This window comes from Bradyrhizobium sp. 521_C7_N1_3 (assembly GCF_052075975.1).
Taxonomy (GTDB): domain Bacteria; phylum Pseudomonadota; class Alphaproteobacteria; order Rhizobiales; family Xanthobacteraceae; genus Bradyrhizobium; species Bradyrhizobium japonicum.
In genome coordinates, this window is record NZ_CP197232.1 from 2,962,051 (window position 1) to 2,978,896 (window position 16,846).

At 55.9% G+C, this 16,846-nt stretch carries 12 protein-coding genes; 8 read left to right on the forward strand and 4 right to left on the reverse strand.

Annotated elements, in window-relative coordinates; genetic code table 11:
• The first annotated feature begins 681 nt into the window (after positions 1-681).
• The 7 genes from trpC (at position 682) to AB7008_RS13470 (ending at position 7,175) form a co-directional block, all read left to right on the forward strand.
• Positions 682-1,479 (forward strand): indole-3-glycerol phosphate synthase TrpC, encoded by a 798-nt coding sequence (trpC, locus tag AB7008_RS13440; RefSeq protein ID WP_039156646.1) that lies wholly within the window; start codon positions 682-684, stop codon positions 1,477-1,479.
• Positions 1,480-1,643: 164 nt separating this feature from the next.
• A complete protein-coding gene (locus AB7008_RS13445) occupies positions 1,644-2,387 on the forward strand; it encodes a response regulator (RefSeq protein ID WP_259196001.1) in 744 nt (247 codons plus the stop codon).
• 322 nt (positions 2,388-2,709) lie between these two features.
• On the forward strand, positions 2,710-3,669 hold the full coding sequence (locus AB7008_RS13450; RefSeq protein ID WP_232208706.1) for a cytochrome-c peroxidase: 960 nt from the start codon (positions 2,710-2,712) through the stop codon (positions 3,667-3,669).
• Positions 3,666-4,445, forward strand: coding sequence for a DAHL domain-containing protein (locus AB7008_RS13455; protein WP_232208705.1), 780 nt, complete (start codon positions 3,666-3,668; stop codon positions 4,443-4,445). Before AB7008_RS13450 ends, AB7008_RS13455 begins: the two co-directional genes overlap by 4 nt.
• Before the next feature lie 36 nt (positions 4,446-4,481).
• The gene (locus AB7008_RS13460; RefSeq protein WP_441258936.1) at positions 4,482-6,128 is read left to right on the forward strand and encodes an ATP-binding protein; all 1,647 of its coding nucleotides are present in this window, start codon (positions 4,482-4,484) and stop codon (positions 6,126-6,128) included.
• A gap of 476 nt (positions 6,129-6,604) precedes the next feature.
• Complete coding sequence (locus tag AB7008_RS13465) at positions 6,605-6,892, forward strand: hypothetical protein (protein WP_212102294.1); 288 nt, start codon at positions 6,605-6,607, stop codon at positions 6,890-6,892.
• Positions 6,893-6,935: 43 nt separating this feature from the next.
• Positions 6,936-7,175 (forward strand): c-type cytochrome, encoded by a 240-nt coding sequence (locus AB7008_RS13470; RefSeq protein ID WP_323670434.1) that lies wholly within the window; start codon positions 6,936-6,938, stop codon positions 7,173-7,175.
• A gap of 490 nt (positions 7,176-7,665) precedes the next feature.
• Here AB7008_RS13470 and AB7008_RS13475 read toward each other — a convergent pair whose 3' ends face one another.
• The 3 genes from AB7008_RS13475 to AB7008_RS13485 form a co-directional block, all read right to left on the reverse strand.
• Positions 7,666-8,124, reverse strand: a complete 459-nt coding sequence (locus AB7008_RS13475) for a winged helix-turn-helix domain-containing protein (protein ID WP_354268424.1) — start codon at positions 8,122-8,124, stop codon at positions 7,666-7,668.
• A 119-nt stretch (positions 8,125-8,243) separates the two neighbouring features.
• Positions 8,244-8,498 carry a hypothetical protein gene (locus AB7008_RS13480; protein WP_212110607.1) on the reverse strand — a complete coding sequence of 85 codons (255 nt, stop codon included), beginning with the start codon at positions 8,496-8,498 and terminating at the stop codon, positions 8,244-8,246.
• Between the two features lie 358 nt (positions 8,499-8,856).
• Positions 8,857-10,083 carry an ABC transporter substrate-binding protein gene (locus AB7008_RS13485; RefSeq protein WP_232208709.1) on the reverse strand — a complete coding sequence of 409 codons (1,227 nt, stop codon included), beginning with the start codon at positions 10,081-10,083 and terminating at the stop codon, positions 8,857-8,859.
• A gap of 534 nt (positions 10,084-10,617) precedes the next feature.
• Between AB7008_RS13485 and AB7008_RS13490 the strand changes: the two genes are divergently transcribed.
• On the forward strand, positions 10,618-16,083 hold the full coding sequence (locus tag AB7008_RS13490; RefSeq protein WP_441258937.1) for an AAA family ATPase: 5,466 nt from the start codon (positions 10,618-10,620) through the stop codon (positions 16,081-16,083).
• 97 nt (positions 16,084-16,180) lie between these two features.
• On the opposite strand, the gene AB7008_RS13495 is transcribed toward AB7008_RS13490, so the two are convergent.
• Positions 16,181-16,822 carry a response regulator transcription factor gene (locus AB7008_RS13495; protein WP_039146681.1) on the reverse strand — a complete coding sequence of 214 codons (642 nt, stop codon included), beginning with the start codon at positions 16,820-16,822 and terminating at the stop codon, positions 16,181-16,183.
• Positions 16,823-16,846: the final 24 nt, after the last annotated feature.

The window sequence follows — 16,846 nt, forward strand, 5'->3', positions numbered from 1 at the left end:
TCCGAACCCAGCCGGAGCGGCCACTAGCGGTACGCTATGAGCGATCCGTGGACATCGCTCATGTGAAGTGCAGAGAAGTCATAGCATCGTGCCACTCCAGTCCGATTGCGATGAGAACAAGAAAGGCGTGTGTCAAAAATGCGGAGAGAGGTTTCAACTGAAGTCAAATGCCTGACTGACGTAGCTAATTTGTAGCGATCCAACCTGATGACCAGGTGGATGCGATGCTGAGTGATCGCGCGGATTCAAAAGGTTGTCGCGAATGAGAACTCAGGTGAAGCCAGGATCGAACAATAGGGCAATTGGTGCAGGCCATTGCTCTCACCGGTAAAACTTTATGATGGATCTGAAAGCGTACTGGACCAGAGAACGCCCAAGTGAGGAGCACGATGCGATCGTCGGCGCGCCTGGATACCAGCGCTGCGCAAACTTGGGCTGTCGCGTCGCGACAAGATCGAGCTATGCAGTATCGTCTCGAGTGCTGATCGGCGCGCACCGAGAAGCCCCGAGCGAACGATCTTGCTCTCAATCTGGGACAAAGGAACTCTCGACGGAAATGGGGCTCAATTCGGGGACCTCCCGGCTCTTGGCATGGGACATGAGAAATATTGGATCAGGTCTCAGAAAAGAACGCGCCGTGGGGTCCGTTTTCAACAACTCATGCGCAAGGCGGTTCATATGATACCTGACATCTTGAGGAGAATAGAGGCATACAAAAAGGAGGAGATTGAGCGCGCAAAGAGTGCGCATCCCTTGGCGAAAATGCTTTTGCGAGCAAAGTCGTCTCCATCCGCAAGAGGCTTTGTATCAGCGATCCGCAAAAGGCAAGCGTCGAACGAATACGCCTTGATTGCGGAAATTAAGAAGGCGTCTCCTTCCAAAGGCCTCATCCGAGAGGATTTTGATCCATCTGCGTTAGCTCAGGCCTACGAAGCAGGGGGGGCCACGTGTTTGTCAGTTTTAACGGATGAGCCGTCCTTCCAGGGCAAGCTGGAGTTTATGGCACTGGCTCGCGCGGCGACACATCTACCGGTACTCCGCAAAGACTTCATCTTCGACGTCTACCAGGTGGTGGAAGCGCGTGCCCACGGAGCGGATTGCGTTTTGTTAATCATGGCCGCTCTCGACGATGAGGCCGCAAGGGATCTTGAGGCGGCGGCATTCGAGCTTGGCATGGACGTGCTGATCGAAATCCACGATCGGCCTGAGCTCGACCGAGCTTTGCGTCTAAACTCGCCCATGATCGGGATCAATCACCGAAACCTGCGAACCTTCACCACGTCCCTCACGGTCAGTGAGAACTTAGCCCCACACCTGCCCAAGGATCGGTTGATCGTGGGTGAAAGCGGGATATCAACCCCAGACGATGTTGCCCGTCTTGCGCGTATCGGAATATCGACTTTCCTCGTCGGGGAGAGCCTTATGCGCCAAACCGACATAGCTAGCGCAACTCGGGCCTTGTTGAGGCCGGCCGTATGATCTGAAGCGATGGCGTTCAGCTGATGGCATCTTTTGGCCTCTGTTGGCCCTCTTGGGTGCCCCAATAAATATCTCGGACAGGATCGCGAACTGCCGCACCGGAGGAGCTTTCGACTTCTCCAGCGGATCCTCGCCTAATAGGGACGAACTCTTCGTGGACTCCATTGCGTACATTTGACAGCGCGGCCGGCCAGACGCTGACATGTGTGATCGTCGAAGACGACCTGACAATGCGCCAACTGGTTACGAACTATCTCGAAGAAAATGGAATTCGCGCTATCTCGGCGTCACGGCGCGAGGAGGTGACAGGCATTCTTGTGCGGCACAAGCCAGATATCGTTGTTCTCGATCTTCGTCTCGGACAGGATGACGGTCTGGACCTCTTGCGCGAGATCCGAGCGCAATCGGACGTGCCAGTTATCATTGTCACAGGTCATCGGCGAGACGAGGTTGACCGAGTAGTCGGCCTGGAGCTGGGGGCCGATGACTATCTAACCAAGCCATTTGGTTTGCGAGAACTTCTTGCACGCATAAAAGCCGTTCTTAGGAGGCGAGCTAGGGGAGGGATGTCAACGCTACGGGATGCAGAGAAGGGCCTGTGGCGCTTTGGCTCCTGGCAGATTGATAGACGAACTCGTCGGCTAACCAATTCTCTCGGCGAGCATATTCCTCTCTCAAAGGGCGAGTACGCGCTACTGACCGCGTTTCTTGATGCACCGCAAAGGCCCCTATCACGTGAATATCTTCTGCAGGCAACCCGCGTCCACGACGACATCTATGACCGGAGTATTGACGTGCAGGTCCTTCGATTGCGACGCAAGCTCGAAGTGGATCCCAGTGCGCCATCCATCATCCGTAGTGAGCGGGGCGTCGGGTACGTTTTTGCGCTACCTGTGGAGCGGATCTAGCAGGTGAGAACGGGAAGGCGAGGTCGCGTTGAGAGAAGAAGCTTATTGCCGACGTAGCTTTAATGCACTGCGCGGTAACGCTCGCAAAACACAGGCGTCCATAGTACTGCGGATGCGTGTTCTACATCTCTTTTGTCGGCACTATTGTGGGGACTGCGGAGCAGAATTTCTTCGTGTTTAGTCGCACTCGTCTCATCGGTTTTCGTCAACACCTTCGCGAGGTGTGCGACCCCTCTATCCGCAGCGTTTGCGTAAGAAGTGCGATGAGTAGTGGTTTCACTGCCAAGGCAGGCCAAGAGGCAAGGGGGCGGAGATCATTAACATGATGTTCTGGCGGAGTCCGAAAGCGTTCCGAATGCTCCTCACTGCTTTCACGGCAGCATCAGCGTTGCTCGTGACCGTCACCAACGCTCAGGTGCCAGAAAGCGCTAGCTCCTCTTCAGCGGAGGAGGATGGTCCGATCACTCCCATTCCAGAATCTCCGCAAGCTGATGCGCGCAAGTTAGCGCTGGGCGAGCGCCTTTTTGGGGATATGCGACTGTCCGCTGGCGAACGACTTTCATGCGCCACCTGTCATGATGTAACGACAAATGGAGCTTACGTCGACCACAAACAGCCCAAGTCAGGGCGTTTTGACGTTCCCACCGTCTTCAATGCAGCACTGAGCTACCGCCTTACTTGGACGGGGAAGTTCCGGACTCTTTCCGAGCAGGCGAGAGCATCGATTGAGGACCCTTCCGGAATGAGCGGCAAGCTGGAGGAGATCGTTCCGAAGTTGAGGGCTGATAGAGCATTGGATGAGGCGTTTCGCGAGGCGTATGGACGTCCGATCGGTAGCGAGAGCATTGTTGACGCACTCGTCACGTTCGAAAAATCGCTGCTCACGCCCGGCAGCCGCTTCGACAAATGGCTGCAGGGCGACGCATCAGCCATCACGGCGACCGAATTAGAGGGATACCGGACATTCAATACGCTTGGCTGCAGTTCGTGTCATCAGGGCGTCAACGTCGGTGCTAATTTAATCACCCGCCAGGGGATTTTTCTGCCGCTAGTACCATCGGGGCCAAGGCAGGTTCGTGTCCCTAGTCTACGGAACGTCGAGGCAACCGCTCCGTATTTCCATGATGGCAGCGCACCAACTCTCGAGGACGCGGTGCGGCGGATGGCGGCCGCCCAACTCGACCGCATTTTGACCGACGAACAGGTTGCGTCAATTCTAGCGTTTTTGAACACTTTGACTGGCAACTTCAGGGGCAAGCCGGTCGCGAAAGGCGGACCATGAGCCTAGCCCGCTCGTTAGCGATCATTGTCGGCCTCCTACTGCTGCTTACGTGGCTATCATGGCGCGCGATCAATCCCAACGCTGAACAGTTCGACTACGCACTGAACGAACTCGATCGGCTCGGGGTTGTTCAAGATGCCCTGTACCGCGATCTCCTTGCGGAGCGAACCGGCTTGTTGCGGAACTACGATCCGCTTGTGCATGAAATGAGCGCGTTACACCAGTCGGTCACTCAATTGCAGGAGATCGCGTCTTTCGACACGCAGACCGCTCGGGCTATAAACCGTGTGAAAATCTCCATTGATCGAGAAGAGACGCTCATCGAATCCTTCAAGAGGGAGAACGCCGTTCTTCGCAATTCCCTGTCGTTCTTCGCACGCTTCGCGACTCGGACCGATGAACGTGAGATCGATGTGGCCATCGGTGCTGCCGCGACGGCAATTCTTCATCTCACTCTGGACACATCTTCTGATGCTCTTGCCGAAGCGGCAATGCAACTTGAGGACCTAAAGCGCCAAGCAGAAAAGGCCGGGCAGTTTGCTCAAGTGCAGCCCCTACTAGCCCACGGACGCTTACTACAGAGGCTCCTTCCTTCGCTGGACAACGCGCTGAGGCAGGTAATGACGCTCGCCAAAAAGACAGATCAGGACGCCCTTCGCGGCTTGATCCAGATGCGCCAACTCTCTTCCAGGAATGAGGCCCGCTTTTATCGTGTGTTATTGTATGTCACGTCATTGCTGCTGGTAGCATTCCTCGCTCACCTCGGGATTCGTTGAAAGGTCCTGGTGGGTGACCTCCACAGGCGCGCCGGTTTGGAGCACCTTCTGGCCGATATTTCAATGCAGTTTGTGAATGCAGGGCCGGAAAGCGTCGACTTGCAAATCCAACGCGCCATAGCGCAACTCGCGTCTCATCTAGGCTGCCAGAGAGCCTACCTTTTGATGCCTGAATCGACCGGGAAGTCTTATCTCTGGCAGGCGGCGCGCGAGCCTTTTCCAGTTGGTTGGCCGGAAGGAGCGCCGGATCTCGCGATACAGATGGGATACGGAGAAGACCGCGCGATCAACGTGCCGCTAGTCAGCCGTCTCGCAGCGAGCCCTGGTAGGTCCCTTCTGGAAGAACTGGGCATCAATGCATGGGCGTACGCAACCGGTAGTGATCGTCAGGGGAGACAGATCGCGCTAGGTCTGGAGGTAGTCGGTTCGGAAAGCGTACTGCTCAAGCCCGAAGAATGCGTCTTTTTGCGTATGTTGCTTGACACATTCATCCACGCAGTTAACCGCGGATCTGTAGAGGAGGAGCGTAGTCGCCTCCACAGGCGCTTGCAGCACGCAAGGCGAATGGAAAAGATCGGAACCTTTACCAGCGGCATCGCCCACAACTTCAATAACATTCTTGGAGGCATCTTGGGTCATGCAGAGATGATGGAAGAGCTGGCTGCCGGTTCGGGGGGCAATTCGCGTCATCTTGTTGGAATACGAAGGAGCGCGGAGCGCGCTCGGAACCTTATTCGCGGAATTTTGATGTTCGGCAGCCATCGGGAGCCTCGTCGGACGCTCGTCAGCGTGGTTGAGCTAGCAAAGGAGACTATCTCGCTCTTACGAGCCTCCCTAGCGTCCCAGATTGAGCTGGAGGTGAAGTCAGATCCAAGCGGCTTGATTGTAAGTGGAGAAGCGGCTCAGTTGCAGCAGATCTTTATGAATCTTTGCCAGAACGCGGCGAATGCAATGGCGGACCGCGGCTCTATTCATGTTATCCTAGAGTTGTGCGCCAGCTCCGCGGCGAATTCATTCGGTCACGTTGGCAAGTATGTGAAGATTTCCATACTAGACACGGGAGTCGGAATGGACGCGACGGTACTTGACCGCATATTTGAGCCATTCTTTACAACGAGGCCAGATGGCAACGGGCTTGGCCTTGCAACGGTACGCGAGATTGTTCGCGATCATGGCGGCGAAATCAACGTCGAGAGCGCGCTTGGCGAGGGAAGCCGGTTTGACGTTTGGTTGCCTGCAGTTGCTTCCACAATCCTCTCACCGGAGAAGTGCGTGAGTGTGCAAACTGGAGGACACGGGGAAGTCGTAATGCTGGTGGTTTCCGATAGAGATCGGCTACTAGGGGAGGAGGAAAAGCTTGCTGCCTTGGGGTATGAGGCGGTGGGTTTCGCGACGGCAGAAGCGGCAGTGCAAGATTGCAAGGCGAACCCAAATCGCTACGACTGCGTGGTTGTAAGTCAACTTGGCACCTTGGCGCAGACTGTTGAGCTAGCTGCCGAGCTGCGTCGCGCACTTCTTTCGACGCCAATCGTCCTTGCAGCGAAGATCTCGTCTGACGTCAGGCCGGATGATCTTCTGGCCGCCGGCATCTCCGACGTGGTAGGGTGGCCGATACTTACGGGAGAGATCGCGGCTGCCCTGTCGCAGTTCTCGAGGACGAACGGCGAGAGCCTTTCAACGTAGGGCCGCGCCTCGGAGCTCGGTGGCCGGCACCGTCAATACCGATTAATTCTGCAGAAATTGCTTCGGCGGAAGGTAGGATCCTTGTCCATGGAACGTCGGTCCTGACGTTGCCGACGTCCGCGTATTGACAAAGACCTCGGTCTCGCACTGGGCGTCCCCACAGACGCAACCAAGACGTCGTAGGTTGGTGCGTAAGATCGGGGTGACCTATCCGCGGCCCGGTTGAGAGCTGCGAGAGGGCGCGACGCTTTCGCGCTTGCCGCGTTCCGTCAAGGTCGTCTCGATTGCACTGGTCGGGCAGGCGAACTCGGCTGGACAGCGCAGCGGTTCCTCCCCATCGGCAGCAATCTTGTCGCTACGATCCTCCGCCCCGCGGGCCTCGAGTATGCCAAGGGCGCGATTTCGGCCACGCCGACCAAGACCGTCGGAGACCCCGAATGGGCCAGTGATCCCGATTACCGAGAGTGCTAGCTTTTATGAAGAAGTACTACCCGGAAGGTGATGTCGAGGAACAGCTTAATTTTTCCGGCTGGAATGTCGCCGTGCTGATGACCAAGGTTCTCCAGGCCTGCGGGACAGACTTCTCGCGCGAGAACATTTTGAAGCACGCGACCTCTCTGAAGAACCTCGCGCTTCCGGGGCTAATACCCGGTATCACTGTCAATACGAGCCCCTCAGACTATCGTCTGATAAAATCGCTCCGGCCGGGACGTTTCGACGGCACCCGCTGGGTACCGCTGTCCGGGGTCATGGAGATCGAATAAGACGGCCGGCGCGGGGCTCGATGTCTCACTCGGCCAAACGCAAATTCCTTGCCACGGCGAGAAGTTGACCGGCGGCATACCAGGGCAGTTGGCGCCGCTCGGACCCGACCTGAATCTGGTCAAGGACTGGACGCTCGCCGGTTTCAGTGCCGCCATGCGGACTGGTATCGATCCCAATGGCCATCAAATCAGCGAACAAATGCCGTGGCGTTCGGTCGGCAAAATGGATGATGACGAGCTAGAAGCCATCTACCAGTATCTGACGCATATGCCCAGTTCATAGCGCCGGGGCCGTTTTTCAGGCGCCAGCTCGGCGGCAATCCAAGCTCAGGCGCGACTCGTCCGGGTGCCCGCCACTCGTGAGCGCGAGCGGCGAGGCCGTTTTCCCAAGCCAATGTGAGCATAGATTTCGATCCCATGTAGCAGGCCGAGGAGGGGATCCCGGCCAAGTGGGGGGGGCCCGACGGCTCGGTGCTGATTGTCAAGTACGCCTTCTTTACTGCCGAATTGAGCGAGGCAGGCGAAAGGCGTGCTGGTGATCTGAATCGGATACTGGGTCTCGCATCGCGGGCGGCGCCAGCCACCTCTTAGATGAGCCCCGAGTGTCCTTGACCGACTGCCAGGCAAGAAGCTCATCGCAGCAACGGGCGCCCATGATCGATTCTATGAACGAACCTCGCGCAGTCGCAGACGATTTGGAATTCCTTCGCTCATGCGATTTGCACGAGAAGACTCGCAACAAACAGAAAAGTCCTCCCCGATTGCTCCCGAATTCAGGTTGGCACTGGATACCCGTTGAGTTGACGGGAGGTGAGACGCTGCACCGGCGCAACAAACACATAGCCCCTCGTGGGTACAGTCACGATGAAGCGCTGACACTTCGGAGCTAATGCACGTCTAAGCTCGCATACCTGAACTCGGATGTTTGACTCACTCACCATTAAGTCCTGCCAGACGTCCTCCAAAATCTCTCGAAGAGTCACAACTTCTCCGGATCGCTTCACCAGGAGCACCAGTATGTCGAAAGCCCGTCCTCCGAGCTCAACCTGATCCTGGCCCTCGAGGAGAAGACGTCTGCCGGGTATCAAACAATAGGGTCCAAACGTTACAGCTTCCACTTTTTGGGTTATCGGCATATCCAGCATTTGTCCTAACAGATCTCGTCGGGGCGGCATGCGGGCATGTCGGAGTTCGTTGATTTGCATGGCATTTCCCTGTGTTCCATGGCCCATCGGATGATGCCTCTCGGCGCAGCCAATCAAACAACGATCAGGTCCGGGGCCGCAATCGCACGTTGGTGGGACCAAGAGCGGGGGTAAGATGAAAAAGCCTATACAATGGTATGGTCGCTTCAGATGGAATGCGTTGGCTCTGTTGGGTGCTTCTCGGAGCAAAGGTCGTCATCCAAACTCTCTCCAATGTCTTGGAATCGAATCTTCGAGATCCTTCCGTGGACAGTGAAGCGTTCAGGCTTGACGTGCAGGCGCAGGATCAGTGGGCGCATCGGCGTCCCACATTGCGAGGACACCAGAATGCCCAGAAGGAAGGCGTAGGCGCATTGCTGGCCACCCGCAAAGCGCGTCGTCAGTGCAACGTGATCGGGCATTCCTACGTTAGGAGCCTTCATGGGCAGCCTTGGAGGCAACGACGGAGGATAGAGGATTACGTCGGATAAAATGGCGAAATCGGAAGATTACGGATCCGGAGAGAAGTACCGAGAACCTTCGTCAAGCTCTTTGTTCCTGACGACGAAATTCCTGCCCTGCCAAACGTGCTGTCGTCAACTTGGCAGACGAAGTAGTGGAAATGCTTCATCTGAAAAGCAGGTCCGGACCTCCCTCGCGTTGGTCGGGGGACACCAGTCCCAACAAACTGTCCCCGCAGGTGCAAGCACAGGCCGATTGTTTCCCGGAGAGCACGGTTGGATAAGGCAGCAGCAGCAACTCACACCAAACTAGCGCCCATTACTGCGTGCCGATTTCACCAGAGAGCGGTTTGCCGAACAGTTCGTTGTACTCACCGTTGAAGCGCGAGAGCTGCATCTGCTCAATCGGGTTAAAATCGATTTCGCTGGTGTTGATCTTGATGCCTGGAAGGAGCACTCCGAGCTCAAGATCCTTCAAACTGGCCGCTTGCTTCATGATGTTAGCACGCGTCAAATCGTCACCGCACTGCTTGAGAACCCGTACAAGCGTCTGCGCGGTCGCGTACCCGTACACGTTAAAGGTCGAGCTCTTGTCGCCATCCGGAAAGTACTGATCCATGAAAGCCGCCCATTCCTTCATGGCCGCGTCATCCTTCCAGCTTGGATCGGTTGGGTCCTTGAGGTAGTTTGCAGAAATGATGCCCTTCGAATTTTCTAGCCCCGCCGGCTTGAGGACTGCACCTACCGAATTCGAGATGTTGGCCAGAATCAAGGTTGGCTTCCAACCAATTTCCGCCGCCTTCTTGATCGCTTGTGCGGCGAACTTAGGCGACGCCTCGTCGAAGAAAATGTCGGCGCCTGATGATTTCAGCGCCACCACCTTCGAGTCCACCGTCGGCTCGGTCAAATCGTACGAAATTTCGGCAACGATCATTCGCTTTGCTGCGGCTTCGCCGAGCCCATCCTTCAAGCCCTTCAAGTAGTCGCGGCCGGAATCGTCATTCTGATACAGAACGGCGATCTTGCCGTCCGGGTGATGTTCCAGGATGTATCTTGCATAAATGCGGCCTTCGGTTTGATAGGTCGGCTGCCAACCCATAGTCCAAGGAAAAGTCTTGTAGTCGCCAAACCTGCTCGCTCCGGTTGCTACAAACAAATGAGGGACGTGCTTCTCGTTCATGTACTTCTGGATAGCAGCGTTTGTAGGGGTGCCTAAGCTCTCGAAGATGAAAAGCACCTCGTCCCCTTCGACGAGCTTCCGCGCTTGCTCCACAGTTTTTGGCGGACTAAAGGCATCGTCATAACTGATGAAACTGATCTTGCGCCCGTTGATGCCCCCGTGATCGTTCACCATCCTAAAGAAAGCGGCTTGTGTTCGACCTATTTGCGCGTAAGCCGACAACGGGCCGCTATACGGCATGATATTCCCGACCTTGATCTCAGTATCTGATGCGCCGGGGTCATAATGTTTCTGAGCAGCACTCGGACCTGCGGTGAACGCAAGTGTCAACGCTACGGATACGAGCAGAATGAAGCGGAGCTGCATCATGTCAACCATCCCCTTGCCGTTTGGAAAAGTGGCGCGACAACACTGTGAGCGACGCGTAATACTGTCTTCTGGTCCCGAGGACTGAGTGTTCCTTCTCGAGGCGTCTCTTCAAGAGCCGTATTTTTACAAATCTTCGCGCACCCGGCCACCTCCATTTGGCTTAGTCCCGTTTATACCAACGTATGACGGGAGGGCTTTTTGGCGCTGCGGCAAAGCAAGCCAGTGCTCGCTCATTACCGGCCCGGGAGAAGAAGCTGTACGGTCGTCTGCGTCGTCGGGGCGGCGACTTGGCACCCTCGAACTGTCTAAGCCAATCTTATTGGGCTATCCTATTGAAAGCGCAGATTATCGGCGAAGCGTGAGGTCAATTGCCGTTTTGCGCTCGACGTAGGAAAGCTTCCACGGGATTGCGTGAAAATGCTACTCTGACCGGACACAAACTCTGGTTCGCCCTTTTGTGGCTCTTACCCTTTTTGGGGGGCTGTCCGCGCCTCTTGACGAGCCAATGGTTTGCGAGTGGGACCATTTCCAATGGTGAACGCGAGCGGAATAGACGTCCTTGAGATTTTGTCCGAAGACGGCGGGCTCATATTCGGCCGAGGTTCACGGTCAGCCGCAGGAGGGCAGCGCCAGCAAGTATTGGTTGCCCTTCCGGCTGCGAAACGATCTGAAGCGGGCATCCTTAACCGTCTGGCGCATGAGTATTCGTTGAGGGATGAACTTAAAGGTGACTGGGCGGTGCAGCCGAGTGAACTCCTGACGGACTGCGGTCAGAGCATTCTCCTGTTTGAAGATTCCGGCGGCAAGTTGCTCAGCTCACTACTCGACGCTCCGATCGGCATAGAGCTTTTCCTGCGAATTGCCCATGGCATTGCGGCGGCCCTACAAAAGGTCCATGAGCAAGGCTTGGTCCATAAAGATATCAAGCCCTGTCACATTCTGATCAACTCGGCTACGGGGGAGGTCCGGCTCACCGGCTTCGGCATCGCGTCACGCCTCTTGCGAGAACGCCAGGCGCCATCTCCGCCGGAGTCGATCGCGGGCACTCTCGCCTATATGGCCCCGGAACAAACTGGGCGAATGAACCGCTCGATCGATTCAAGGAGCGACCTGTACTCCCTGGGCGTCACGCTCTATCAGATGCTCACGGGGGCGCTCCCCTTCAGCGCGTGCGATCCCATCGAATGGGTTCATTGCCACATTGCTCGAACGCCAATACCACCGAACCAGCGGTCCGATAATATTCCCTCGCCGGTCTCTCAACTTGTCATGAAGCTCCTCGCCAAGACTGCCGAGGAGAGATATCAGACGGCCGCGGGAGTCGAACACGATCTTCGACGATGTCAGGCCGAATTTGAGAAACGCCACCGAATTGACGAATTTCAGCTCGCGGAGCACGATCTGATAGGTCGGCTTCAGATCCCTGAAAAGCTTTACGGTCGTGCGCACGAAATAGACTGTCTGCTTAGTACGTTTGACCGAGTCGTAACCACTGGGGTCCCCGAACTAGTTCTCGTCTCCGGATATTCAGGCATCGGCAAGTCATCTGTAGTTAATGAACTTCACAAGGTCCTGGTCCCGCCGCGAGGGCTGTTTGCCTCTGGCAAGTTCGGTCAGTATGAACGTCACATTCCCTATGCCACCGTAGCGCAGGCGTTTCGAACTCTCGTCCGCCAGATTCTCGGCGAAGGTGAAGCGGAGCTCCAACGCTGGCAAGATGAGTTGCGCAGCGCGCTTGGCGAAAATGGCGGGCTGATCGTGAATCTCATCCCCGAGCTAGAACTCCTCATTGGCGAGCAACCGTCAGTCGCTGATCTATCTCCTCAGGATGCGCAGCGCCGTTTTCAGACAGTGTTACGACGATTTATCGCTGTGTTCGCGCGTCCGGAGCACCCGCTGGCGCTTTTCCTTGACGATCTGCAATGGCTCGATGTCGCAACGCTGGATCTAATCGAAAGCCTTACGACGCAATCGGATGTGCGGCATCTGTTGCTGATTGGTGCTTATCGAGACAACGAAGTCTCGGCTACGCACCCTCTCTTCGAAAAGATCGACGCCATCCGTGGAGGTGGCGCAACAATACAAGAAATTTCATTGGCGCCGTTGACTTTCGCAGACCTTTCGCAGCTGATCTCAGACTCCTTGCGCTGCGAGGCGAAGGTCGCCGAACCGCTCGTGCGATTGGTTCACGTAAAGACCGGCGGAAATCCATTTTTCTCAATTCGCTTTCTTTCTTCACTCGCGGATGAAGCTTTACTCACGTTCGACGCCGCGAATGCGCGATGGTGCTGGGATCTCAATTGCATTCACGGCAAGGGCTACACGGACAACGTCGTCGATCTCATGGCCAAACAACTCGGTCGATTACCGGCAAGAACTCAGGAAGCGCTCCGCCAGCTCGCTTGTGTCGGTTCCGGTGCGATGTTCGGGCTACTCGAAACGGTCTGCGACATATCGCAGGAAGATCTTCATGAATGCCTCTGGGAGGCAGTGCGAGCCGAGCTCATTCTTCGCTTACACGATGCATATGTATTCCAACACGATCGCATCCAGGAAGCAGCCTATTTGCTCGTCCCCGAGGAAGCGCGCGCCGAGGGCCACCTACGCATAGGTAGACTGCTCTTCGCGCATACGCCGGCTCACAGACTCGAAGACGCGATCTTCGACATCGTGGGTCATTTCAATCGAAGTGCGGCATTGATCACCTCTCAAGGAGAAATGGAGCAAGTTGCAGAGCTCAATCTACTTGCAGGCAAACGTGCTAAGAACGCAGCCGCCTACTCATCTGCGCAGACTTATCTTACTGTCGGCCGGTCGCTCTTAGGGGGCGATTGCTGGTCACGGCTATACACCCTAGCTTTCGAGCTGGAATACAACCTCGCCGAATCCGAGTTTCTGACGAACGATTTGGGGGCGGCCGAAGAGCAATTACTCCTGCTTACCAACCGCGTGAAGAATGTCGTCGATCTAGGCGCTGTCGCTTCCCTCCGCGTCGATCTTTATGTGATGCTCGCTCGTTCGGAGCGCTCCGTCGAGGTGGGACTGGAGTATCTTCGAAAGGTGGGCATTGAATGGTCGCCTCATCCAACGAGCGAGGAGGTGAGGCAAGAGTACGAAAGGCTTAGGGATCAACTTAGAAGATACTCTATCGAGGATTTGCTTGATCTTCCGTTGATGGAGGACGCCAGTACGCTTGCGACGATGAACGTCCTCTCCAAGCTCATGCCGTCCGGCAACAATACAGACTACAATCTGAACTGCCTGCTGATCGCGCGCATGGTGAACCTGAGCCTCTTGCACGGCAACAGTGATGCATCCTGTCTCGGATATGTTTCGCTAGCCTTGGTTTTGGCTACCGACTTTGGCGATTATTCCACCGCGGAACGCTTAGCGCAGCTCAGCCTCGATCTAGTCGACAAGCGCGGAATGGACCCGCTCAAAGCCCGCATTTATCTAAGGGTCGGGGGAGCTATTAGCCCCTTGATCCGCCACTTTCGTTTTGGACGCCTGCTCGTGGTACGAGGCATCGAAGAGGGAGATAAGGTCGGCGACGTCCTTTACGCTAGTCATTGCCGCTCACATGCAATCAAGAGCTTGATTGCTTCTGGTGAGCCTCTTGATGTGGTAGAAAGAGAAGCCCTGGCGGCGCTCGATTTCGCGCGTAGGACCGGTTCCAGTTTTGTTTTCCTCCTCATCCTCAATAAGCTCTACTTCGTTCGTACTCTGCGGGGACGACCTTTAGACCTAAGATTGTTCGATAATACCGAGATCGATCAGGCCGGCTATGAAAATTATCTTGCTGCAGATCCGAATTTAACTAATCCTTCGTACGCATATTGGACCAGAAAATTGCAGGCTTGTGTCTTCGCGCAAGAATTTTCGTCGGCTCTTCAAGCCGCGAGGAAAGCGCAAGGCATGCTCAACGGCCCGTCTCCAGTCGAGCGAGCCGAGTACCACTTCTATTCCGCATTGGCGCGAGCGGGGGCGGTCGTCAGTTTTGAAGACGTCGAACCCAACGAGAGGAGGGCGGTACAGGAAGCATTGATGGCCCATCACAAGCAACTTCAGATCTGGGCCCAACAATGTCCTGAAAATTTCGAGAACCGCTCGGCGCTCATTGCCGCGGAAATGGCCCGCCTCGAGGGGCGCGACCTTGATGCTCAGCAACTGTACGATCAGGCCATCCGTTCGTCTCAGCTCAATGGGTTTGTGCAAAACAAGGCTTTAGCGTGCGAGACGGCTGCGCGCTTTTACGAAGCGCGGGGCCTCACGGCGATGGCCGATCTCCTTCGTGAAAAGGCCCGGGATGGCTATTTGCGGTGGGGCGCCGAGGCGAAGGCACGGCAACTCGAGTCCCTCTATCCCCACTTGGCGAGGAGTGAGTTGCGCGGCGCAGAGACACAAATGTTGACGCCAGATCAACAGCTCGACGTCGCCGCTGTAGTGAAGGCATCACAAGCCTTGTCCGGTGAGATCTTTCTGCCGCGCTTGATCGAACGTTTAATGACGATTGCCATGCAAAGTGCGGGAGCAGATCGGGGCTTGTTAATCCGCCCAAGCGAAGGTGATTACCGGATTGAAGCAGAGGCACGGAGTGATGGTGACTATATCATTCTGGATTATGGCTCAGACGCAAGTGGGGTACTTCCTGTCGGTGTCGTTCGGTACGTAATGAGAACACACGAGACTGTGCTTCTCGACGATGGGTCCAAACAACATCTATTCTCAGAGGAATATTTCCGAGTTGGAGGGGTACGATCTGTACTTTGCGTTCCGCTTCTTCGTCAGGGAACACTGGTAGGAGTGATCTATCTGGAGAACGCGCTCGCATCCCACGTCTTCACGCCTGAGCGCGCGAGGCTCTTGGAGCTCCTGGGTTCGCAAGCGGCGATTTCGCTCGAAAACACCCGTCTCTATGGCGACTTACAGGAGCGTGAAGCGAAGGTTCGTCGGCTGGTCGAGTCCAACATAATCGGCATATGCATTTATGACGGCCAAAGCCGTATCACAGAGGCGAATGACGCGTTTCTGAGCATCGTAGGCTATAGCCCGGATGACATCTCTTCTGGTCGGCTTAGCTTTAACGACTTGGCACCTCCGGAAAGGAGTGGTGCTGACGTGCGGCTGTTATCCGAGATTGCGTCGGCGGGAAGCTCGGAGCCCGCCGAAGAGGTCTTTGTGAGAAAAGGCGGCGGTCGCGTTCCAGTACTTGTGGGGGGAGCATCGTTCGGCGAGCCACCACACCAGGGTGTAGCCTTTGTCCTAGACTTGACAGAGCGAAAGCGCGCTCAGGAAGAGCTGGCGCACGCGAATCGCGTAGCGACAATGGGTCAGCTCTCTGCCTCCATAGCACACGAGGTTAACCAACCGCTTGCTGCGCTGCTTACAAATGCCGGAACGGCAGCGCGCTGGCTCGATCGTCAGCCACCGAACTTGGAAAAAGCAAAGCCGTTGATCGACCGCGTTATCGCCGACGGTAAACGCGCCGCTGACATTCTTAGCCGCATCCGTGAGTTCTCCAGAAAAGCGCCGGCGCGAGCCGAGGAGTTAGACATCAACAAAGTGGTTTTGGAGATCGTCGGGCTAACCCGTGTTGTTCTGTCCGAGCATAGCGTTTCACTTAAGATGGTACTCTCGGAAGATCTGCCGCACATATTTGCAGATAGAATCCAGTTGCAGCAAGTGATCCTGAACTTGATCATGAACGCTATCGAAGCTATGAACACAGCTACTGAAGGATCGCGCATGATATCGATCGGAACGAGTGCAGCCGATCCTGCCGGCGTCCTTATAGCCGTAAGCGACTCGGGGCCGGGGCTCTCGGCGGGAGATGCCGAACGTATCTTCGAGCCGTTCTTTACAACGAAATCAACCGGGTTAGGCATGGGCTTATCGATCTGTAGATCGATCGTCGACGCGCACGGCGGACGGCTATGGGCGACTCCGAACAGGCCTCAGGGCGCTGTCTTTTGCATGCTGCTGCCTGCCGGAAAATGATTTCAGAAAAGACGCTCGCCTTATCGAGTGCTAATACAAGTGTTTGCGACTGCGCTGCCTGTGACGGTACATCTCTGGAGGCGGCGAACGACTTCTGCTAGCCACGAGGATTGCTACAGCTAGCTTTCAAAGCGTCGGCCATTCGAACCAGCTCGGCATAGCTATGCGCCATCATTTTGTGCATGACCGCGCCGCGGTGAATCTTGACCGTGATCTCGCTGATACCGAGATCGCTAGCTACCTGCTTATTCATCTTGCCTGCGGTAACGTGCCACATGATCTCCCGCTCCCGGCGCGAGAGAGCCTTGTATCGCTCCTCTAGCTGAGAAAGATCGTACTCAGAACTCCGGCGCTGGCGGTCCCGCTCAATGGCAGTAATGACCGCGTCCAGCATGTCTTGGTCGCGAAACGGCTTAGGGAGAAAATCGACAGCGCCGTGCTTCATGGCACGAACCGACATCGCAATGTCGCCGAAGCCTGTGATCATCACCACCGGCATGCCGACTCCGATTTGACTCAGACGTCCTTGAAACTCTAGACCGTTTACGTCCGGCAGTCGGACATCTAGAACAATACAGCCTGGCCGGTCGGCTCGCCCAGCCGAAAGAAAGTCCTCCGCTGTTGCATACGTCTGAGTTTGTAGGCCCACTGAATCAAAGAGATCTGCCAACGCGCTTCGCATAGACGCGTCGTCATCAACCACATGCACCAGGGGCTTTGTCTTCTCTCCAGATAGCATGCGCGTAGCTTAAACCCTATCTCG